This is a genomic window from Bifidobacterium psychraerophilum (assembly GCF_000741705.1).
GTDB lineage: Bacteria > Actinomycetota > Actinomycetes > Actinomycetales > Bifidobacteriaceae > Bombiscardovia > Bombiscardovia psychraerophila.
In genome coordinates this window covers 770,665-791,837 of sequence record NZ_JGZI01000010.1, presented here as the reverse complement: position 1 = coordinate 791,837, position 21,173 = coordinate 770,665, and the positions used below count along the sequence as shown (strand labels likewise).

The following is a 21,173-nucleotide window of genomic DNA, read 5'->3' as shown; positions in this document are numbered from 1 at the left end:
CATCGATTATTCGTATAGGTGATTTGGATGTTTTAGCCGGTCGAACACGGGTAGTGCAATACCATCAAAGCATGAATAGCAAACGGGTCAATTTTGCTCACATGCTCGCCACGGCGAATCCGAAGCATGTCGAGAGCCTCGTCGGTCTTTTTGAAAGCGGCTCGAAATCCCGGGAGGACTTCGGCTTCGGCATCGAGATCGAGCATCTGCCTGTCCATAACGGTTCGGACACGGCTGTGACCTATTTCGAGGCGAATGGCATAGAAACGCTGCTCAAACGCCTTGCGCCACGATACGATCCCGAAAAGGAATACTGGGAGAACGGTCATCTGGTGGGACTGGCGCGTCCCGGAGTCGCGGTATCGCTGGAACCAGGCGGGCAGTTCGAATGTTCCCTTGGAGTCCTGCACAGCCCACGCGAGGTCAACGCCTCCTATCTGGCCTTTCGGCGTGAGGTCGACGCGATAACCAAGGATCTGGGCTTCCGTCTGATCGAATACGGGTATCAACCGGTATCGTCCTACGCGGATGTCCCTCTGAACCCGAAAAGCCGCTATAAGGCCATGAACGCATACCTGGGCCGAATCGGTGAATGTGGACCCATGATGATGCGCTGTTCCTCCGCCACTCAGGTGAGCATCGATTTCAAGGATGAAAGCGATGCCATCGCCAAAATGCGTATCGCTTCGGCCATAGGGCCGATTCTGGCCTGGTTCTTCAGGAACTCGCCATTCTGCGAGGGGGAGCGCAATCCATACCCGCTGCTCCGCCAACGAATGTGGGATTGGATGGATCCTCAACGCACCGGGCTCACGCCAGGTCTGTTCAACCCTCATTTCGGCTGGGAGGATTATGCGGTCGATGTGCTGAGCACCCCGATGATGTTCGCTGATCTGACTCATACACCGGAGCTGAAGGATACCGTTCCCGACCCGCATATGATCGCATGGCATGAGAATGCCGCCGAAATCTATCCCGATCGCCCCCTGAATGAATATGAGATCAACCACATCCTTTCAACGCATTTCAATGATGTGCGTCTGAAGAACTTCGTCGAACTGAGGCATTGGGATTCCCTTCCACTGGAACGGGTCGAGCGCCTGACGGAAATCATCAACGAACTGTTCTACGATGAACGCCGGTTCAGCAGACTGCAGACCTACTTCGATGGCATCACCGAAGAGGATGTGCTGGAGGCCAAAGCCAATATCCAGGCCCAAGGGCATAACGCCGGCCCATACGGACAACCTTTGGGATTCTGGCAGGAATTCCTCGGGCTCGAAGGCACCATGCCTGAGATTCCCGGCGACCCGAACCATCCGGACGTCTTCCAAGGGTGAAGCCGGATCGTGGCGGGAAGCCGCTTCACGGCGAGGGTCTCCGGACGAAGAGATGCGGAATCCGCTGTACTGGTGAAACCGTATCCGGTGTGCCCGGCCGGGTGTTATGATTGGCTTCGTTGTGGCGATGATCCGTTATCAGCGGGGAGTCTTCGGAAGAACGGAAACGGCATGCAGGCCCAGGCCTGCGGACGATTCTCAGTAGAACCGGCGGGTTGGCCCGACATAGCCTGTATCAAGCGGCTGTTGGAGCATGTCTTGTGCATCTCACGCAGCAAGCGGGGTGGTACCGCGGTGAATCGCGCCACAGGGTGCGGAGCATCGTCCTCGTCAAGTGACTGAAGTTACGAAGTGACGAACGAGGAGATTGCAGTGAGTGATACCACAGCTTCCCATGGTGTAAATCAGAACGACGCGCGTCCGGGCAATGTGTATCCGAAAGCTTCGACGGATGCTGAGGCCCAGGCTGTTACGCCGAATCCAGACTTCCCGCAAATGGAAGTGGACACTCTCAAATACTGGGATGAGAACAATACCTTCCAGAAGTCCATTGACGAACATGACTCCGGTGAACACTACAACAACGAGTTCGTGTTCTTCGACGGACCCCCATTCGCCAACGGGCTTCCTCATTACGGCCATCTGCTGACCGGCTACGCCAAGGATGTGATTCCCCGTTACCAGACGATGAAGGGTCACAAGGTCAACAGGGTATTCGGCTGGGATACGCACGGCCTGCCAGCGGAGCTTGAGGCCCAGCGTGAGCTTGGCATCGAAAGCGTTGACGAAATCGAGCAGATGGGCATCGCGAAGTTCAACGATGCCTGCCGCACTTCGGTGTTGAAGTACACCGAGGAGTGGAAGGACTACGTCCACCGTCAGGCCCGTTGGGTTGATTTCGAGCATGGGTACAAGACCCTCAACGTGCCGTACATGGAGTCCGTGATCTGGGCGTTCAAGCAGCTGTACGACAAGGGTCTGGCATACCAGGGCTATCGCGTGCTGCCATACTGCTGGAAGGATCAGACGCCCCTGAGCAACCATGAGCTGCGCATGGATGCCGACGTGTACCAGGACCGTCAGGACACCACGGTTTCCGTGGCCGTTCGCCTGAAGGACGAAGACGATGCCTACGCGGTCTTCTGGACCACCACGCCCTGGACCGTACCGACCAACTTCGCGATCGTCGTCGGTGCCGACATCGAATACAGCGAAGTGCAGGCCGTGAACGGGCAGTATGCAGGCAAGAAATTCTATATCGCGACACCACGCGTCGAGGATTACGCCAAGGAACTGGGAGAGGACTTCACGGTCCTGCGCACCCTGAAAGGCTCGGATATGGAAGGCTGGCGATACTGGCCGGTATTCCCGTACTTCTCCGACGAGAAGTCGCTGGCCGAGGATGGCACTCCCGGCGCCAACGCCTATCAGATTTTCACCGCGGACTACGTGGATACCGTCGAGGGAACCGGACTGGTCCATCAGGCCCCCTACGGCGAGGATGATATGAACACCCTCAACGCCAAGGGCATCCGCAGCGTCGACGTGCTCGACGACGGCGCGGTATTCACCTCGCAATGCCCGGATTACGAAGGCATGCAGGCCTTCGACGCGAATATGCCGATCATCCGTAACCTGCGTGCGGGAGACGGACCCTTGGCCGGGATCCCCGAGGATCGCAAAGCCATCCTCTTCCAGGAGAAGAGCTACGTGCACAGCTATCCGCATTGCTGGCGCTGTGGCTCCCCGCTGATCTACAAGCCCGTCTCCAGCTGGTTCGTCAGTGTGACGAAGTTCAAGGACCGGCTGCTGGCCCACAACCAGGAGATCAACTGGATCCCCGAGAATGTGAAGGATGGGCAGTTCGGCAAGTGGTTGGCGAATGCGCGCGACTGGTCCATCAGCCGCAACCGTTTCTGGGGCTCCCCGATACCGGTGTGGGTGTCCGACGACCCGAAGTACCCGCGTGTGGATGTGTACGGTTCCCTGGATGAGCTGAAAGACGACTTCGGCAGCTATCCGGTTGATGACAAAGGCGAGGTGAATCTGCATCGTCCGTGGATTGATAACCTCACGCGCCCGAATCCCGATGACCCGACCGGCAAGTCGCATATGCACCGCATCAGTGATGTGCTCGACTGCTGGTTCGATTCCGGTTCGATGCCATTCGCACAGTTCCACTATCCCTTTGAGAACAAGGAGTACTTCGAACAGCATTTCCCCTGCGACTACATCGTCGAATACATCGGTCAGACCCGCGGATGGTTCTACCTGCTGCACGTGATGGCGACGGCCTTGTTCGATAAGCCCGCCTTCAAGAACGTCATCTGTCACGGCATCGTGCTGGGTTCCGACGGCCAGAAGATGAGCAAGCATCTGCGCAATTATCCCGATGTGAACGGCGTATTCGACAAGTACGGCTCCGATGCCATGCGTTGGTTCCTGATGAGTTCGCCGATCCTGCGCGGCGGGAATCTGGTGGTGACTGCGGAGGGCATCCGCAACACCGTGCGTCAGGTCATGCTGCCGGTGTGGAGCTCGTACTACTTCTTCACGTTGTACGCGAATGCCGCGAACAACGGCGAGGGTTACCAGGCGCGATGCCTGAAGCCGGAAGAGATCGACGCGCTGCCGGAGATGGACCGCTATCTGCTGGCCAGAACCCGTCGCCTGGTGGTCAAGGCGCAGCAGTCGCTTGACGATTTTGCGATCGCCGATGCCTGCGAAGCGGCGAGCGACTTCATCGACGTGCTCACCAACTGGTACATCCGCAACACCCGCGACCGTTTCTGGAAGGAAGACGAGCGGGCCTTCAACACCCTCTATACGGTTCTGGAGGTCTTCACCCGGACCATTGCCTCGCTCGCTCCGATGGAAGCCGAGGAGATCTGGCGTGGTCTGACCGGTGGCGAATCCGTGCATCTCGCGGATTGGCCGTATGTGACCGACACCGCAAGCGGTGCCGAAACCGAGTTGGGTCTGGTGCTCCGTGATGATCCGGCATTGGTCTCGGCCATGGAGCAGGTGCGCGAGATCGTCTCCGGAACCTTGTCGCTGCGCAAGGCCGAACAGATTCGCGTGCGTCAGCCGCTGAGCAAGCTCACGGTGATCGTCGAAGATGTGGAGGCCATCGAGCCCTACACGGCGCTGCTGGAATCGGAACTCAATGTGAAGGATGTGGCCTTCTCCACGATCGAGAACGCCGCGGAACAGGGCCTCGATATCGTTCACGAGTTGAAGGTCAACGCCCGTGCCGCCGGTCCGCGCCTCGGCAAGCAGGTGCAATTCGCCATCAAGGCTTCCAAAACCGGAGCCTGGCATGTGGATGCTTCCGGAACGGTGTTTGTGGAAACACCCTCAGGGGAGATCGCACTTGAATCCAGCGAATATGAAGTCAATAACAGCGTCAAGGAACGCGATGCACAGGTGGCAGCCAACTCGGTTTCGGCCGCCCTGCCCTCCGGTGGCTTCGTGATTCTCGACACCGAGTTGAATGATGATCTGCTGGCGGAAGGCTATGCCCGTGATGCGATCCGCGTGGTGCAGGACGCACGTAAGGATGCAGGCTTTGACATCGCGGACCGCATCACGTTGAAGCTTGATGTGCCCGAGGCGGATGTGAGCAAGATCGAACAGTTCAAAGAGCTGATCGCAGGGGAGACCCTGGCAACCGCGATCACCGTCGAGAGCGACGGCGCTGCGCAGGAGCTCAGCGTGGAGGTGGCCAAGGCTTAGTTCCAAGGCCAAGCCAAGCACGATTGAACAGCACGCACGCCTAAGGGCGGCGTGCTGTTTGCTGTGATCGTGACGATTCGGTCTGCGGATCACGATTCGTGGAGAGCGCTTGATTCCCGGCTGCATGCCGGAGGGAGGCAACACGCGGGATCGGTGTTGCCGGTCAATGCCAGCGGATAGGACTGACTCATCAACCCATGCACGATGACGCATAATGACATGCACGACGATAAGGACCAGGCTGGTATATGAATGATTCGAAGATTGAAGCAGCGCTGGATGCGGCAGAAAGCGATATGCAGCAAGCGATGAAATCCAGCGATGTCGTGGCTCTGGACCGTATGATCTCCGATGATCTGGTGTTCACCGGCGTTGATGGTGCGGCCATCAGCAAAGAGGACGATCTGGAAGCCCACCGATCCGGTGCCACGCACTTCGAGCGTCTGGATGAGGTGAGCCGGATCGTTCATGCCTCGAATGGCCGGAACTTCACCGAAGTGGTCGCCGATGTGGCGACTTCGGAGCAGGGAGCAACGAGGGTCGCGCGGCTGAAATGGCACAGGGATTGGGAGTTCATCGACGGGCGGTGGCAGGTGGTGAAGGGGTCGGTGGCCCTCGCCTGAGGGAATTCGAGCGCTTACGGTCGGCTGTCGCGTTCACGCGAGCGGGGCGTAGGGATGCCTGACCGAGTGGTCGCAGGAACGGTCGCGGCAAGCGATGCGTCGAATATAAGCCGAAGGCTTCATCGCGCCATCATTCACATCGGGTAGGCTGTACCTGTATTTCAACGCAGAGTCCGGGGGTATGATGCAGAATCTATTTCTTTCGTCGTCGTTCGAGGATGTCGCACAGTTCTTCCCTGAGTTCATCGGTGAAGACATCCAAGGCAGGACGGCGTGCCTGATCCCCACGGCAAGCAACAAGGACAAGATCAATTTCTTCGTGAATTCGGATCGCAACGCCTTGAAGGATATGGGCGTCACGGTTTCCGATTTGGATATCGCCGAAGCCTCCACACAGGAGATCAGCAGCAAGCTGGATGAGGCGGATTACATATTCGTCTCCGGTGGCAACACCTTCTACCTGCTCGAAGAGATGCGTCGTTCAGGTGCGGGCCGCATCATCGTCGAGCAGATCAATGCGGGCAAACCATATATCGGGGCGTCGGCGGGTTCGGTGATCCTTTCGCACGACATCACATACATCTCGCCGATGGATTCAAGCGATGTGGCGCCAAGCCTCGATGGTGACTTCACCGCACTCGGGGTCACGGATTTTTCAGTGCTGCCGCATGTCGGGAACATCCCCTTCAGGAAGGCGGCGAACACCATTCTGAAGAGCTACGGTGAGCAGTTCGATCTGCGTGCGATCAGCAATAACCAGGTCATCACCGTGGTCAACGGTCGGACTCAGACGCTCACCGCCGCCTGAGCCTGTGTCACCCGAATGGGGGACACAGGTGTGGCCTGATGGATGACAGACGTGACGGTTGACTTGCCATACGGTCTTGCATGGTGAATGGGACAACAGCCCCATCCGTGTAAGGAAGGTCCCCAAGGTGTCAATCAATCAAACATCCCAAGCGAATGGTGCGGGGTATGCAGCTGCGCCGGCCGGCGCGCAGATTTCCGGGAACAAGCGCAACATGGCTTTGATCCTCCTCGGTCTGATCGTTGCGGTGTCGATGAGCTCCATCGATCAGACCATCGTCTCGCTTTCATACAGTGCCATCCAATCCGGTTTGGGTCTTGAATCCTCCGGTGTGACGTGGATCGTCAACGCCTATCTGCTCGCGGCTGCCGCCTTCTTCCCGCTTGCGGGCAGACTGTCGGATGTGATCGGCTACAAGCGGATGATGCTGATCGGCATCCTCGCGTTTGGTGTGGGAAGCCTGCTCTGCGGTCTGGGTCCGCATACCGGTATCGCATTGACATGGATGATCGCTTCCCGCGTGGTGCAGGGAATCGGACTCGCATGCATGTTCCCGGCGGCTGTCGGCATCATCTTCACGTATTCGCCGGTCGACAAGCGTGCGAAGTCAATGGCCTTGTTCTTTGCGATCACGGGCGCGATGACGTCGATCGGTCCTATCGCAGGTTCCTACCTGATCGCATTTTCATGGCGTTACGTGTTCTTCATCAATATCCCGCTCGCACTGGCAGCATTGCTGTTGACCGCATGGTTGACACCCCAGGATCGGGCAGTGGCGGGCGGTGTCCGGCAGGGGCATCTGGATTGGCCGGGAGCCCTGCTTGCGGCCCTGGCGATGGTGGCGCTGATCGTACCGTTGCAGCAGGGTGCTTCGGTCGGATGGACCGATCCGCGAATCATCGGCAGCCTGATCATCTCACTTGGATTGATCGTCACTTTCGTGATGGTGGAGTTGCAACGCAGCCATCCGATCATGAAGGTCGGTGTCTTTCGTAACCTCCGCTTCTCGCTTTCGGCCCTCGCTTCGCTGATCGCATCGGTGGTCTTCATTCCCGTGATGTTCTTCCTGAGCGTGTATGGCCAGTTGAGTCTTGGACTCAGTGTGGCCAATGCGAGCCTGCTGATTCTGTACTTCTTCATCGGCTTCATGATCGCCGCGCAGCTGGGTGCCAAACGTTTCGGGCGTCGAGGCATTCGCGGGGTCTTCATCGTCAGTGGGGTACTGACGATCATCGGCTTCTCGGGCATCGCGAACGCGGCCACCGCCGTGCGTTCAGGGGTCCCCGTGTCCACCGGGAATCTGAATGTGATGATCGGTCTGGCTGGTGCCGGCGTCGGCTATATGTTCAGTCCTGCAGCGACGGATATGGTCAACAGGGCTCTCGACGCCTCATATGGTGAAGTCACCGCGATATCGCAACTGCTCAAGAACTTCGGAGGTGCGCTTGGCATGGCCCTGCTCTCCGCCGTATCCTCATCCGTGTTCACCGAGAAGCTCTACTCCGGTCTCCACCCCTATGGGGTGAGTCGAGAAGCGGCGCAGACCATAGCAGACTCGGTCGGCTCCGGCAGCGCTTCGCACTCCTCTTCCCAACTCTCTGAGCTGCCGCAGCAGATCCAGACCGGGATCATGAACATCATCCGAAGTTCCTACGCCACTGCGGTCGGGCGAGTGTTCATGGTGATGGCATGTGCGGGAGTGCTGTTCATCGTTATCGCACTGCTGTATCCACGCGAGAACGCCACGGCGAGGGATGCCACGGCGGATGCCATGGGCACCCGGGGCTAGGCTGAGTATGCAGCGGACGAGGGTATGAAGGGGATGCAGCCTATGGAGGAATCGGGAATCGACGCAATGCGCGTTTCTACAAGCAATGTGCACAGCCGGTGGAATATGTATTTTGCCGTAGCCACTCCGCTGCTGATAATCGCCATCGTGATGTTGACACAGATCGACTGGTATCAGCGTTTTGCCCTGGTCGTGCTGCTCGGCTTGCCGACTGTGGTCTTCCTGTTCTTCGTCGATCCCTATTCCGGAGATGATGCGGAGGCGTTGAGCAAAAGCGGATATCGAGGCTGGTGTTTTGCCGTGCTGGCCGTCGTATGCCTGATCGCGGCGGCGGCGATCAATCCATCCGTGGTTTTCGTCCAGTTCATCGTCGTGCCGCAACTGTTCATCGCGTTCACCTATTGGCCCTCCCTCGGAATCGTCACGCTGATGAACTGCGGGTTCATCGGCGTGGCATGGGTCCAGTCGGCCACACTGTATGGCGGGAACATCACGGACACGGTCGTTGAATCCATCGCATCGGTGTTCTTCAGCGGAATGATCGGAATCGCGAACGATCACCTCGTCGAGGTCAACGAGCACAACATGCAGCTCATCGGCCGGCTTGAAAGCCAGCAGGAGGTCATCAGACACTTGAGCCATCAAGAGGGCATCGCCGCCGAACGGCAGCGCATGGCCGGTGAGATGCACGATACGATCGCCCAATCCCTGACTTCGGTGCTGGCGCTGTCACGCGCGGCGGCGGATGAGATGTGTGACGAGCAGGACCGCACACTGGCGATGAAACATATACGTATGATCAGTGCAATCGCCAAGGAAAGCCTTGACGACACCCGGGCGCTGATTGCCAACAGCACGCCGGCGGCTTTGCAGAAAAGTGGTCTGCGTGACGCTTTGCAACGGACACTGGCGAATACGGAAGGGGAGGACGGCCCGACATGCGCATTGCATGTGGATCAGAACATACCGGAGTTGCCGCTCGCATTGCAGGTCGCCGTGCTGCGTATCGTCCAGGAAGCGGTGACGAACACGCAAAAGCATTCCCGCGCGCATGGCATCACCGTGGATCTTGGGGTGACGCATGACCTTCAACAGGGTGGCGCCGTGCTGCGCCTGTGCATCGAGGATGATGGCATCGGTTTCGATGCCGCATCGATTTCCGATGAGCAGGCGAACGCCACCGGGCATGGCTATGGTTTCATCGATATGCGAAGAAGGGCCGAGGAATTGTCGGGTGGTTTCAGCTGCGTCTCCTCGATCGGGAAAGGCACCAGAATCATGGTACTGTTCCCGATTGGAGAGCAGACGCAGAACATACTGACGGAGGATGCATCGCTATGATTCGCATCGTGATCGTCGACGACCATCCCATGGTTCGTGAGGGCATCCGCAGCATGCTGGAAAGGCATGCCGATATGGATATCGTCGCCCAGGCTTCGGGCGGGAAGCAGGCACTTGAATGCGTCAAACGGACGGTGCCGGATCTGCTGCTGCTTGATCTGAGGATGCCGGATATGAACGGCCCCGAGGTCACACGCAAAGCCCTGCAGATCCAGCCCGGTCTGAAAATCCTGATTCTCACGACCTATGACACGGATGGTGATATTCTCACGGCCATCGAAGCGGGTGCGCACGGCTACCTGCTCAAGGATGTGGAACCTCAGTTCCTTGCCGAATCCATACGGAACACGGTTGCAGGCGGGACTGTGATGGCACCGCGCGCCGCACAGGCGATGGCCGATCATCTGCATCCGCAGCATAAGCCGCCGCTTTCCGAACAGGAGCATGCCGTCCTGCAACTTGCTGCAGCCGGTAAAACGAATCGGCAGATCGCCGCCAGCCTGTTCATTAGTGAAGCCACTGTGAAAACCTATTTCAGTAGGATTTTCGCCAAACTCGGCGTCAACGATCGTACGGCGGCGGTGGCCATGGTCTATGCGAAGCGAGACAGCGGGTTCGGGGTCTCCTGACCCGCTACCGCGCGAAGATGAGCATCCCAGAAGAGAGCCAGGATGTGCGACACTCCCGGGATGTGTGATTTCACCGAGAGTGTGCGGTCATATGGTGGGATACCATTGGTGAAAAGGAGGATGGGCATATGGCAAATGAACACGAGTATGACGAGACAGAGCCACGTGACGACGGATCGCAGAACAATGAGGTGCGCTCCGACGACAACGAGGATTTCGATAATTCGGATGTTTTCTACGGCTGGGATGATGAGCGCCACGAGAGCAAATGCTCCCATGGCAAGCTGTTCCTGATCATCGCGGTGCTTGCGGCGGTCGCAGGCTACTTCTTCTTCAAGTACCGTTGCGCTTCGGGTCAATGTTCGTCGAAGTGGTGTGGCGAGCTGGACCGCAAGCAGAAGCAGGCGCAGAAGGTTTTGGCGAAGACCGTACAGACAGCGGGTTCCGCCGTTGACGACACCACCGGAAAGATTCGCGAGTCGGTCCAGCAGCTGCTCGCCTAGTATCCGCACGTAAATGATCGGCAGTGCGCGTCGGCGCATGCCACAGTAGGCCGATGGTCGAAGCCCGGGTTCCACGATGGATGTCCTACCTGGCTTTCGGTCATCGGCTCCGCTGTTTTCATGGCATCGCCGGATGATGCCCGGCACCGCTCCGACACGGCTTCCCATCAATGAAGATTCCGTTTCCGGGCGCCTTTATCAACGCAGACGATAACGAATGATAGATGATTCGTTTAGCGAGACAGCTGTGTTGCCCCCTTTCCGCCAATAAGCTTGGTCACAGAGCGGATACGCCGAGACATCGGAACACCGCATCGGAATATGTCATCGGAATATGTCATCGGAATATGTCATCGGAACACGGCATGGGGGCACGGATGGGGAATCAGACATCATATCGTCTCGGAATCGTCGGCTTCGGCAACATGGGAGGGGCGATTCTCTCCGGGGCATTGTCTGGCGGGATACTCAGCCCGGACTCCGTGCAGGTCTACGATGTGGATGCCAAGGCCCGTGAACGTGCGCAGGCTTTGGGCGCCAATGTGATGGATGATGATGCCGGGGTCTGCGAACAGTCGGACATCATACTGATTGCGGTCAAGCCACAGCAATTATCCCTTGCATTGGAACAGTGCGGATCGGGTATCGCAGGCAAGGCCGTGCTGTCTATTGTGGCCGGTGTCGGCTCGACCCGCATTCGAGAGAGGGTGCAGGGCGATATCCGCCTGCTGCGCCTCCTGCCCAATACTCCGGCCCTGGTCGGCGCGGGGGCTTTCGCCTTGTGTTCCGACAACGATTTCCACGATGGGGAGTTGCGATGGGCGTCACGGCTATTCGCCTCTCTGGGCACTGTGGAACTGCTTCCGGAGTATCAGCTCGATGCGGTGTGCGGTCTGTCCGGAGGAGGCCCAGCCTATGCGGCGATGTTCATCGAGGCCCTGGCGGACGGAGGGGTGCGGCAGGGACTTGCGCGTCCCGTCGCGCTGCGTCTTGCGGCCCAGACCTGTTTCGGCACGGCGAAATTGATTCTTGAGCGGGGCATGCATCCGGCCGACCTCAAAGACATGGTCACATCCCCGGCCGGGACGACGATCGAAGGATGCGCCGTTCTGGAGGACAAGGCCTTCAGATCCGCGGTGATCGATGCGGTCAGTGCCGCTGCCGAACGATCCGCCCAGTTGTGAACCAAGCTGTTGAACCAAGCCTGCATCTCACGTGCAATCCGACGGGGATGCGGAAGAAGAGAAAGCGATGATCAATGAGTGAAAATCTTGCCTGGGACCATACGATGATCAATGTTCTGGACCTTGACGAACAGATCCGGCGCTTCGCGGATCTGGGTATCACCTTCGCCCGGGGTGGAAGCCACCGGGTATGGGGGACCGAGAACGCCCTGGGGTATTTCGGGCTGAACTACATCGAGCTCATCTCCGTGCAGGACGAACGGACTGCCTCGGCATTCCCCCGTGATGGCGCGGCAGCCGTCTTCGATGCGGCCCGGGATTTCAATGAGGGGATCGAACGTATCAACACCATTGCGATACGCACGCACGACATCGAAGCCACGCACCTGCGCTTGAAGAACGCGGGTATCCCGGTCGGTGATGTGGTGGATGGCAGACGCGTCGATCAGCAGGGGAACGAGATCCGTTGGTCTATTTTCTTCATAGACAACACCATCAGCGGCTTGCCGTATCCCTTCTTCCTTGAATGGCCGGGCACCGATGAGCAGCGTGAGGAGCAGTTGTCCGCACAAGGGCTGATCACGGCTCATCCAGCGGGTGATCTGAGGGTCAAACGCGTTATATTCGAGGTGCCTGATGTGGCGGGGATGGCACGGGTGTGGTCATTGCTCACCGGACAGCCGGAAAGCGCGCAGTCGGCGGAGGACAACACGGATGGCGGTGTGGTGATCCACCTGCATGATCGCGATCTGGTGTTCCGCAACGGTACTGCCAATCACATCACCGCATTGGAATTCACCGGTGCCAAGGAAAGCCTGCGAGGACAGAGTCTGGTGATAGGGGATTCGGTACTCGATTTCCTGTGAGCTGAGCTGAGGAAGGCTCCACGCAGCACGCTCAGCTGTGGCAAGGCCGCCATGGCATCCGACGTCACCCGAGGTGACTGGGATGCCGTGGCGGCCTTGCATCTGTCCGGCGGATCAGACCCTCATGCGAGCAGCGTGTCCACCGCATGAGTGTAGTAATCGATGGCGTAGGGGAGAGCCGAATCCTTCGCCTCGAAGTTCGGCGTATGCCAGCCGCTGGCACCAGGGTCGCCGTTCGACCCGATGAAACTGAAGAGACCAGGAATGCCTGAGTGCTGGAAATCAGCGAAATCATCGGATCCAAGGCTCGGCTGCGGTTCGATGACGTGCAGCGCGTAGCTCTCCGCGCTGCGTGCCAGTGCCGATGCCAGATCCGGGTCGTTCTCGATGGGTACGGCGCGTACGCTCCAATCCAGATCCGAGCGTACGGCGTAGGCATCACTGACACCTTGGACGATTCGTGTGAGTCTCTCCTGAATCAACTCGGCGCTATGCCGGTTGAAGGCACGGGCCGTGCCGTGGAATTCCAGATCCGATGGGATGACATTCCACGCCGATCCCGAACGCACCTGTGTGATGCTGACGACGACGGGCTCGAGTGGGGAGACATTGCGGCTCACGATGGTCTGGATCTGAGCGGACATCGCGGTGAAGGCCGCAATCGGGTCAGCCGAATCCTCCGGCCTGCTGCCGTGAGCGCCCTTGCCGTGAATCGTCACGTCGAAGCGGTAGTTGCCGCTCATAATCGCTTTGGAGGAGATGCCGACCGTGCCCACCGGCAGGCCGGGATGGTTATGGTATCCGACGATGAGATCGACACCATCAAGCCAGCCTGCGGCCAGAACCTTCTGGGCTCCCAACTCCGATTCCTCCGCAGGCTGGAACAGCAAACGCACGGTTCCACGGAAGCGATCGCGGTGGCCTTGCAGCTCCTTCGCGGCGCCAAGCAGGGATGCCGTATGCAGATCATGGCCGCAGGCATGCATCATGCCCGGATTCAAAGAGGCGAAAGGATGATCGGCGTTCTCCGCCAGAGGGAGGCCATCGATATCCGCCCTCAAGGCCAGTGTGGGGCCGTCGCCTTGTAATCCATGAATATCCGCGACCACCCCGGTTCCGAGCTGATGGTCCGAGCGGTCGTCGGCGGATCCAGAAGCTGTTTGCTGTCGCGTCTCGATGCCGTATGACGCCAGCTGATCGGTGATGAAATGCGTGGTGTCATATTCACGAAGGGCGATCTCGGGATGCCGGTGAAGCCAATGACGGGCCTTCACGGCTGCTTCGAGTGTTTCCGTTTCGATGTCCTCAGGTGCGACGAATGCAGTACTCATCAGGTGACCCTCCGATCGCTACTTGGCTTCGCTCCCCAACGCGGTGGTGCGCTCCACAGCTGCGAGAACCGCACTTTGTATCGCCGCGGCAAAGCCGTTCTTATTCAGCGTATACGCTTGCGTGATTCCCACGCCACCAGGTGAATTATTGATATTGAGCAACACCTGTGGGAGCACATCCTTCTGCTTGAGGAACTCGGTCCCACCTATCAGGGTGTCGAGGGCGATCGCCTTCGCGATGTCCCGGGGAAGCCCCGCCAGCACACCGGCATCGACATAGGCGTCAATGAAGTGATACACGAGGTTCGGTGGGTAGAAGCCCGTGATGACGTCGATCAGACGCTCCTGCACATACAGGGGCTTGCCGAAGGTGCGGAGGAAATCCTCGACATCCTCTGCTGTGGCGTGCCCGTTCAACGCGACTCCACTGAATCCGTAATCCGTGGTGGTGAGTGTATTCGGTATGATCCGGGCGAGTTTGAATCCATCGCCGAGGTTCTGCTCGATCTGGTCGATGGTGTAACCCGCGACGATGGAGATCACCGTGGTATGTGCGGGGTCGAATCGCTCGGAGACCGATCTGACCACTCCTGCGACATCGTCCTGCGGGCGGACCCCGATGACGACGATATCCGCCTTGGGAGTGCTGGTGCTGTCGGCGGCCTGGACGTCGAATGCCTCATGCAGATAGTCGAGTCTCTCCTGGGACACCTCCTCCACATACAGTGAATCGACGGCGTAGCCGTCCTGCTTGCGTCGGACCGCCTCGATGATGGCTGTGACCATGTTGCCACCACCGATGAAATACAATGATGCTGCCATAATGACCCCTTTCTGGTGAGTCCCGAAATACCGTGCCGGATCAGTCCCGGTAAGCCTGTTCGAATGATTGCTCAAGGTCGCGGATCAGATCGTCAGGATCCTCCAAGCCGATCGACAAACGGATGAGATTGACGTTCAACCCGTTCCTCTCCCAGAATTCGAAGGGGATCTCGCGATGGGTGGTGCGTGCCGGATTGACGATCAGTGAACGGACATCGCCCACATTCGGGATATAGCTGAAGACCCGGGTGGCGTCGATAAGACGGTTCACCCGCTCCTCGGAACCTTCGATCTCGAATGAGAGTATGGAACCGATGCCCTTGGGATAGAGCCTTTCGACAAGTCCGGCCTGTGGGTCGCCGGGCAGCCCGGAATAATTCACCTTCGTCACATGATCGTGCCCGGCCAGGAATGCGGCGATTCGTTGCGCTGAGGACACTTCCTTGTCGAGCCGCTCGCTGATGGTCTCCAAACCCAGCAGCTCGAGATACGCCTGTTGCGGACCGAGCACCGCACCAAGCAGGCGCAGGAATTTGCAGCGCAGGCGTTGGTGGAAGGCCTCGTTGCCGAAAGCCTCGACGAAGCTGCGCGAATGGCCGACCTCCTCGGTATAGAGGGTGAACTCCGGTTCGGAGAATTGGGGGAAGCGCTCGCTGGACCAGTCGAAGCGCCCTGCGTCAACGATCAGTCCGCTGATGACATTGCCGTGCCCGTTGATCGCCTTGGTGGAGGAATAGACCACGATGTCGGCGCCGTGTTCGATCGGACGGAAGAGATACGGTGTGGGGAAGGTGTTATCAACAATCAACGGAATGCCGGCTTCATGCGCGATCGCAGCGACCTGGTCGACATCCGTGACCTTGGTCAAAGGGTTCGTGATGCTTTCGACGTAGACGGCCTTGGTGTCGGGGCCGATGGCCGATGCGAGCTCTTCCGGATCGTTGATATCCTCGACGAAATCAAAGGTGATGCCGAGCTTCGGCGCCAGACTGATGAATTCATCAAGGCTCGCACCATAGATGTCATGGTGGGCGACGATCCTGCCGCCGCCCTCAGCGACGGTCAGCACGGCATTGGATATCGCCGCCATGCCCGAAGCCACGGCTACGGCGGATACCGCACCTTCCAGCTGCGCGATTCTGCGCTCCAGTATGCTGACCGTGGGATTCGCGACCCGGGAATAGGTGAATCCCGGTTCCCTGCCTTCGGCGATATCCCTGCCGCGCTGTGCGCTTCCCATGGAAAAGGCCGCACTCAGGTAGATGGGCACATTCGAGGCGTATTGATGTTCCTCGGGATCGTAACCGCCATGGATGCGTACCGTATCGAAGCTGTTGTTCTCGCTCACCGTGCTTGCGGCTCCTTCATTATCTGATCGCTCGTTGTCTGATATCCCATTATCCGGCAATGCCCGGGTACGGCACAGGCGGGAGGTTATAGGCGTTACTGATAGAAGGTGCAAGATTGCTTGTATTGCAAGGAATGATGAAAGGCTATAACAAACGTCTCTAGCCGTGGAAGCGTTTCGAGGTTGACGCGGGGGGCAGGCATGCGCTTATCTTTTCTTACCGGTTGCAGGCGGCAGTACCCGTAGGAAATCAATCAGGATGTGACGAATCGAGCGCATGTCTACACCGGTCCACATCTCAGCAATCGCCCGACGCCTCAGACGTCCAGAACAGAAGGAGCATCATGACATCCGATCGTCGTCAGATATTCCATGACATAGCTCGCCATGACAGCAGCGTGGAGACACCCTATCTCGTCGGCGGATGGCAGCATCTGGTCGGATATGAGTATGGTGCACAGACTTTTGCCGATGCCTATGTTGACTTCGTCAAGCATTGGGATTGGGAATGGGTCAAGATCAATCCTCGTGCCGTGTATTACGCCGAGGCGTGGGGCGCGGTATTCGACCCCGGTGATTATCAGGGCTTCGTCCTGCCCAGGAAGGTCAGCTCACCGATTGCGGTCCCATCGGATATCGAGAAGATCAATGAGCTTGATCCGCTCAGCAGCCCCGCCTTCGCAGAGGCACTTGAGGCTGCGACGCTGATACGACGAGGCCTTGAGGACCGCGCGGTGCTGCAGACGGTGTTCTCACCGCTTTCGGTGCTCCTTCAGATCGCCGACCTGCCCTTGTATCCCGGCGACGCTTACGCCCACTCGGACACCACCGTGCAGGCACTGATACTCGACCAGCCCGAAGCCGCCAAACGTGCGCTTGAGCATATCGCCAACACGCTTGCCCGCTATGTGGAGCTTCTGGTGAAACCCGAATCCGAGGGTGGGGCCGGTCTCGACGGCATCTTCTATGCCATAACCGGAACGGTGAGTGAGGACTACTTCGATCAGCAGGAGTACCGCGAATTCTCGGAGCCTTACGACCGGATTGTGGTTGACGCGCTCCGCAAGGCATCCTCCGATGCCGTTGTGCTGTTCCACACCTGTCAGGCTCATTCCCACGTCCGATGGTTCGATGACGGGCGTTATGAGTTGTTGCAGTGGGATCCCTTCCTTGCGGACAACCCGCAGGTGGAGGATCACATCGACGCGGTTCCGGTGGTCGGGGCAAGCGCCCAGGATTTCGCCGAGGATGCGCGCGTGGACGGCATAGCCGACAACATCAATGAGAGCATCACGGCGTTGAAGGGCACGCCTTTCCTGCTGGCTCCCAGCTGTACGGTGCCTACGCCGGCAAGCGATGAGGCACTGCAGGTGCTGAGCAGGGCCCGTGTCCTGGAATCCACCTCGGCCGCCTGAGACCCATCACCAACAGACATTTCCATCGCGCTCCACAACGTGTGATCTTCACCGCGGAATCCATCAAGGAAAGCCTCCTTCGGTGGAAGACACGGTGAGCCATATCCTGACCCATCGCCCCTGGCGATCCGGCAGGAACGTTTGCGGTGGGAGGAACAGTAAGCAACAAGAGAGAGAACGGACATGACAAACTTGAAACGACATCTCAGAAGCGGTGCGGCGCTTATCGTCGCGGCCGGCACCGTATTCGGCGCCTCGGCCTGCGGCCTTGGGGGAGATTCCTCGGCATCCTCATCCGCTAGCGGTTCGGACACGGTGAATATCGGTGTCATCTACCCGAAGACCGGGCAATATGCCGAATACGGCAAGCTCTTCGAGGAAGGCTTCAACCTGGCCATCGAGAAGGTCAATGCAGACGGTGGCGTGCAGGGCAAGAAACTCGGGCTGAAATACTTCGATACACAGTCCGATGCCAAGCAGGACGCCGCCGTGGCGCCCAAGCTCGTCGCCGACAAGTCGATAATCGCGGTTGTCGGTGACTACGCATCCCCGGCATCCTCGGCCGCTTCGCCGATCTTCCAGCAGGCCGGTCTGGTCCACTACGGTTTCAACAATTCGGCACCCACATTCACCGATACCGGTGATCATGTCTGGACACCGCAAATCGGACAGGACAAGTATCAGCAAGCCAATGCCGATATCGTGGCGAAGAAGGCCAAGAAGATCTCGGTGGTCTACATAGAGAACGACTGGGGCAAGCAGGCGTACGAGTATTTCAAGGAGGCCGCGGCCAAAAACGGTACCGAGATCGTCTATCAATCCTCATACCTCGCCGATTCCACGGATCTGTCACCGATTCTGATTCCCGCGCGTGATGCCAAGCCCGACGCGGTGGTCGACATCGGCTACGGCCCGGACGGTGCTCTGGTGCTCAACACCTTGCGTGACAAGCTCGGCTACACAGGACAGTACTTCGGAGGCCAGGAGACCAAGGAATTCCTTGATCTCGCAGGTGATAACGCGAATGGGACCATCATCACCGGAAGCTTCTCCGCAACAGGGACCAAGGATGCCAAGGCCAAGGAGTTCGTCAAGGACTTCAAGGCGAAATACGGCAACAACCCCGGCAATTTCGAAGTGACCGCCTATCAGGCGATCATCGATCTGGCCCATGCCGCCAACAGCACCGATGCAACGCGCAAAGGCATCCAGAAGGCCCTGAAGACGGTCACCGATTTCCCGCTGTACCAAGGTAACGGAGGGACCTTCAAGTTCAACCAAAGCACACGCAGGGCGGATAATATCGATCCGATCCTGCTGATCGTAAAAGACGGAAAATTCGAACAATACGAAGGCTGAGCCGTCAAGCCGGAAGCCCTAAGGGCTTCCGGCCCCATCCACCCGAGATCCTGACCCGATCCTTCTTGATCGCCATGTTTGCGTAGCAACGCTCCGAGTCGAATGGACGCCGATTCGCTCCCGTATCATCGTGACGCAAGGTGCTCGACGCTTCTCCTGATACGTCATCCGGGATGGCGGCGGGGCCATTGGACACCTCGGGATGATGGCGAGGGTGGAGCGTTGTCCGTATTGCACAGTGGGGAAATCAAGGGAAGCACATCATATGATCGATACATTATTTTCAGGCCTGATTCACGGCAGCGCTTATGCCTTGGTGGCAGTGGGCATGTCGTTGATCTTCGGCGTGACGAATGTGGCCAATTTCGCCCAGGGTTCCATTGTCGCGGTAGGCATCATGGTGGCATGGTGGCTCGGGTCATCGCTGGGTTGGGGCATACTGCCCACGGTTCTGGTGGTGATCGTGGTCACCGGGCTGCTCGGCCTGTTGATGAACACCGCGGTGATCGCACCGTTGGAGGGTCGGAAACCGATTGCGGCATTGCTGGCGACCATCGGTATCGGTCAGATTCTCGATAATGGGCTGCAGCTCATCTTCGGACCGCAGACCAGACCATTCCCCAAACTGCTGCCGACATACAACCTGCAGCTTTTCGATGTGCGTTTCGGTACCTCGGATGTGGTGATGGTGCTGCTCACGGCCCTGCTGATGCTCGCGTTATGGGCTTTTTTGAAGTACGGCAAAACCGGTCAGGCGATTCGCGCCACATCACAGGATCCTGAAGCCGCGCGGCAGATGGGAATCCCCGTGAAGTCGATTCGCAACATCTCCTTTGTGATCGGCTCGGTGCTTGCGGGCATCTCCGGTATATTCGTCGGTCTGTTCAACGCGAATATCAATCCGATGAATGGTGGTTCGATCGGCATGACCGCCTTCGTCGCGGCGACGATCGGCGGTCTGGGATCCATTCCCGGTGCCGTCGTCGGCGGACTGGTTCTTGGTGTGGTCGAGTCCCTTGGCATTTCCTGGCTCGGTGACGGCGCCCATGATCTGATCACCTTCGGCGCCTTGCTGATCATCCTGATCATCAAGCCACAGGGATTGCTCGGGCCGAAAACCGACGTCAAGTCGGAGCCTCTGACCGGGACCTTCCTGGGCGGCGGAAGGCCCATTACCCTTCCGTGGTGGGGCAATGCGGCACTGGCGGCCTTGCTGCTGGCGACACCATTCTTCTTCTCCGACTATCTTGCGGGTGTCGGCACGCAGGTGGCGATCTACGCCATCGCTGCCGTCGGTCTGACGTTGATATCCGGCTCGGCAGGACAGACGATTCTGGGCATGGCAGGTCCTCTTGCCGCCGGGGCCTACGCCTCGGCAATCCTGACGACGCAGTTGCACTGGCCGTTTTTGGCGGCCCTTCCCGCGGCGGGTATTGTTGCGGCGATTGCGGCAAGTATCCTCACCTTCCCGGTGTGGAAGCTCTCGGGTCATTATGTCGCGATCGCGACCATAGGTGTCGGCGCCGTGATGGTGGCGATCATCAGACTCTGGGAGCCTTTGACCAAAGGGTCTCTGGGCATTCAGGGCATACCGTTCCCCACGATCTTCGGGCAGGTGCTCTATACCCAGCAGATGCAATATCTTCTGGACATCGTGGTGCTGCTGCTCGCGCTGCTTGTGGTGATGCGTATCCGATCGTCCCATCTCGGACGGGTCTTCGAGGCGGTGGGTTCCGACCAGGAAGCGGCGCAGGCCCTGAGTGTGCGGAGCAGTGCGTATAAATCCTTGGCCTATGCTTTGGCGGCTTTCTTCACCGGTCTCGCCGGCGCTTTGCTGGCCCATCAATACACGTATATTGACCCCACGATCTTCACCTCGAGCGCTTCCGTGCTGATCCTCACCATCATCGTTCTGGGTGGCATGAATTCGCCGCTCGGTGCGGTACTCGGTTCCATTATCCTCATCGGCGGCCCTGAGCTGCTCCGCATCGTTCCCGACGCACGAATCATCGTGTATGGCTTGCTTCTGGTGCTCATTATTCTTTTCAGGCCGCAGGGTCTCTTTGCAAGGAAAGGCTGA

Annotated in this window: 16 protein-coding genes; 13 read left to right on the top strand and 3 right to left on the bottom strand. The window is 58.6% G+C overall.

Going from position 1 to position 21,173, the window contains the following annotated elements; genetic code table 11:
• Positions 1–71: 71 nt before the first annotated feature.
• The 10 genes from BPSY_RS10405 (at position 72) to BPSY_RS10360 (ending at position 12,818) form a co-directional block, all read left to right on the top strand.
• On the top strand, positions 72–1,340 hold the full coding sequence (locus BPSY_RS10405) for a glutamate-cysteine ligase family protein (protein ID WP_033497128.1): 1,269 nt from the start codon (positions 72–74) through the stop codon (positions 1,338–1,340).
• A gap of 372 nt (positions 1,341–1,712) precedes the next feature.
• A complete protein-coding gene (gene ileS, locus BPSY_RS10400) occupies positions 1,713–5,075 on the top strand; it encodes an isoleucine--tRNA ligase (RefSeq protein WP_415926591.1) in 3,363 nt (1,120 codons plus the stop codon).
• Positions 5,076–5,323: 248 nt separating this feature from the next.
• A complete protein-coding gene (locus tag BPSY_RS10395; protein ID WP_033497130.1) occupies positions 5,324–5,698 on the top strand; it encodes a nuclear transport factor 2 family protein in 375 nt (124 codons plus the stop codon).
• Between the two features lie 181 nt (positions 5,699–5,879).
• Positions 5,880–6,506, top strand: coding sequence for a Type 1 glutamine amidotransferase-like domain-containing protein (locus tag BPSY_RS10390; RefSeq protein WP_202961812.1), 627 nt, complete (start codon positions 5,880–5,882; stop codon positions 6,504–6,506).
• Positions 6,507–6,633: 127 nt separating this feature from the next.
• Positions 6,634–8,295, top strand: a complete 1,662-nt coding sequence (locus tag BPSY_RS10385; RefSeq protein WP_051921925.1) for an MFS transporter — start codon at positions 6,634–6,636, stop codon at positions 8,293–8,295.
• Positions 8,296–8,319: 24 nt separating this feature from the next.
• Positions 8,320–9,636, top strand: a complete 1,317-nt coding sequence (locus BPSY_RS10380) for a sensor histidine kinase (RefSeq protein WP_081884412.1) — start codon at positions 8,320–8,322, stop codon at positions 9,634–9,636.
• Positions 9,633–10,265 carry a response regulator gene (locus BPSY_RS10375; protein ID WP_033497134.1) on the top strand — a complete coding sequence of 211 codons (633 nt, stop codon included), beginning with the start codon at positions 9,633–9,635 and terminating at the stop codon, positions 10,263–10,265. Before BPSY_RS10380 ends, BPSY_RS10375 begins: the two co-directional genes overlap by 4 nt.
• A gap of 128 nt (positions 10,266–10,393) precedes the next feature.
• Entirely contained in the window at positions 10,394–10,768 is a 375-nt protein-coding gene (locus BPSY_RS10370) for a hypothetical protein (protein WP_033497136.1), read from the top strand.
• A 377-nt stretch (positions 10,769–11,145) separates the two neighbouring features.
• Positions 11,146–11,952 (top strand): pyrroline-5-carboxylate reductase, encoded by an 807-nt coding sequence (gene proC / locus BPSY_RS10365; protein ID WP_033497691.1) that lies wholly within the window; start codon positions 11,146–11,148, stop codon positions 11,950–11,952.
• A 74-nt stretch (positions 11,953–12,026) separates the two neighbouring features.
• Positions 12,027–12,818, top strand: a complete 792-nt coding sequence (locus BPSY_RS10360; protein WP_033497662.1) for a VOC family protein — start codon at positions 12,027–12,029, stop codon at positions 12,816–12,818.
• A 122-nt stretch (positions 12,819–12,940) separates the two neighbouring features.
• Here the strand turns inward: BPSY_RS10360 and BPSY_RS10355 are convergent, their stop codons facing one another.
• The 3 genes from BPSY_RS10355 to BPSY_RS10345 are packed head-to-tail and all read right to left on the bottom strand — an operon-like array spanning position 12,941 to position 16,319.
• The gene (locus tag BPSY_RS10355) at positions 12,941–14,149 is read right to left on the bottom strand and encodes a M20 metallopeptidase family protein (protein WP_033497660.1); all 1,209 of its coding nucleotides are present in this window, start codon (positions 14,147–14,149) and stop codon (positions 12,941–12,943) included.
• An 18-nt stretch (positions 14,150–14,167) separates the two neighbouring features.
• On the bottom strand, positions 14,168–14,971 hold the full coding sequence (locus BPSY_RS10350; protein ID WP_033497658.1) for a pyrroline-5-carboxylate reductase family protein: 804 nt from the start codon (positions 14,969–14,971) through the stop codon (positions 14,168–14,170).
• Positions 14,972–15,011: 40 nt separating this feature from the next.
• Entirely contained in the window at positions 15,012–16,319 is a 1,308-nt protein-coding gene (locus BPSY_RS10345; protein WP_033497656.1) for an O-acetylhomoserine aminocarboxypropyltransferase/cysteine synthase family protein, read from the bottom strand.
• Positions 16,320–16,663: 344 nt separating this feature from the next.
• Here BPSY_RS10345 and BPSY_RS10340 point away from each other — a divergent pair, with 344 nt between their 5' ends.
• The 3 genes from BPSY_RS10340 to BPSY_RS10330 all read left to right on the top strand — a co-directional run bounded on the left by BPSY_RS10340 (position 16,664) and on the right by BPSY_RS10330 (position 21,173).
• Positions 16,664–17,734 (top strand): uroporphyrinogen decarboxylase family protein, encoded by a 1,071-nt coding sequence (locus BPSY_RS10340; protein WP_033497654.1) that lies wholly within the window; start codon positions 16,664–16,666, stop codon positions 17,732–17,734.
• Between the two features lie 183 nt (positions 17,735–17,917).
• Entirely contained in the window at positions 17,918–19,093 is a 1,176-nt protein-coding gene (locus tag BPSY_RS10335) for an ABC transporter substrate-binding protein (RefSeq protein WP_033497652.1), read from the top strand.
• Positions 19,094–19,358: 265 nt separating this feature from the next.
• Complete coding sequence (locus BPSY_RS10330; RefSeq protein ID WP_033497650.1) at positions 19,359–21,173, top strand: ABC transporter permease; 1,815 nt, start codon at positions 19,359–19,361, stop codon at positions 21,171–21,173.

Bases quoted from the DNA above. Each gene is read 5' to 3' on its own strand.
- BPSY_RS10405 (WP_033497128.1), top strand. From the start codon at position 72: ATGAATAGCAAACGGGTCAATTTTGCTCACATGCTCGCCACGGCGAAT.
- BPSY_RS10395 (WP_033497130.1), top strand. From the start codon at position 5,324: ATGAATGATTCGAAGATTGAAGCAGCGCTGGATGCGGCAGAAAGCGAT.
- BPSY_RS10390 (WP_202961812.1), top strand. From the start codon at position 5,880: ATGATGCAGAATCTATTTCTTTCGTCGTCGTTCGAGGATGTCGCACAG.
- BPSY_RS10380 (WP_081884412.1), top strand. From the start codon at position 8,320: ATGAAGGGGATGCAGCCTATGGAGGAATCGGGAATCGACGCAATGCGC.
- BPSY_RS10375 (WP_033497134.1), top strand. From the start codon at position 9,633: ATGATTCGCATCGTGATCGTCGACGACCATCCCATGGTTCGTGAGGGC.
- BPSY_RS10370 (WP_033497136.1), top strand. From the start codon at position 10,394: ATGGCAAATGAACACGAGTATGACGAGACAGAGCCACGTGACGACGGA.
- proC (WP_033497691.1), top strand. From the start codon at position 11,146: ATGGGGAATCAGACATCATATCGTCTCGGAATCGTCGGCTTCGGCAAC.
- BPSY_RS10360 (WP_033497662.1), top strand. From the start codon at position 12,027: ATGAGTGAAAATCTTGCCTGGGACCATACGATGATCAATGTTCTGGAC.
- BPSY_RS10355 (WP_033497660.1), bottom strand. From the start codon at position 14,149: ATGAGTACTGCATTCGTCGCACCTGAGGACATCGAAACGGAAACACTC.
- BPSY_RS10350 (WP_033497658.1), bottom strand. From the start codon at position 14,971: ATGGCAGCATCATTGTATTTCATCGGTGGTGGCAACATGGTCACAGCC.
- BPSY_RS10340 (WP_033497654.1), top strand. From the start codon at position 16,664: ATGACATCCGATCGTCGTCAGATATTCCATGACATAGCTCGCCATGAC.
- BPSY_RS10335 (WP_033497652.1), top strand. From the start codon at position 17,918: ATGACAAACTTGAAACGACATCTCAGAAGCGGTGCGGCGCTTATCGTC.
- BPSY_RS10330 (WP_033497650.1), top strand. From the start codon at position 19,359: ATGATCGATACATTATTTTCAGGCCTGATTCACGGCAGCGCTTATGCC.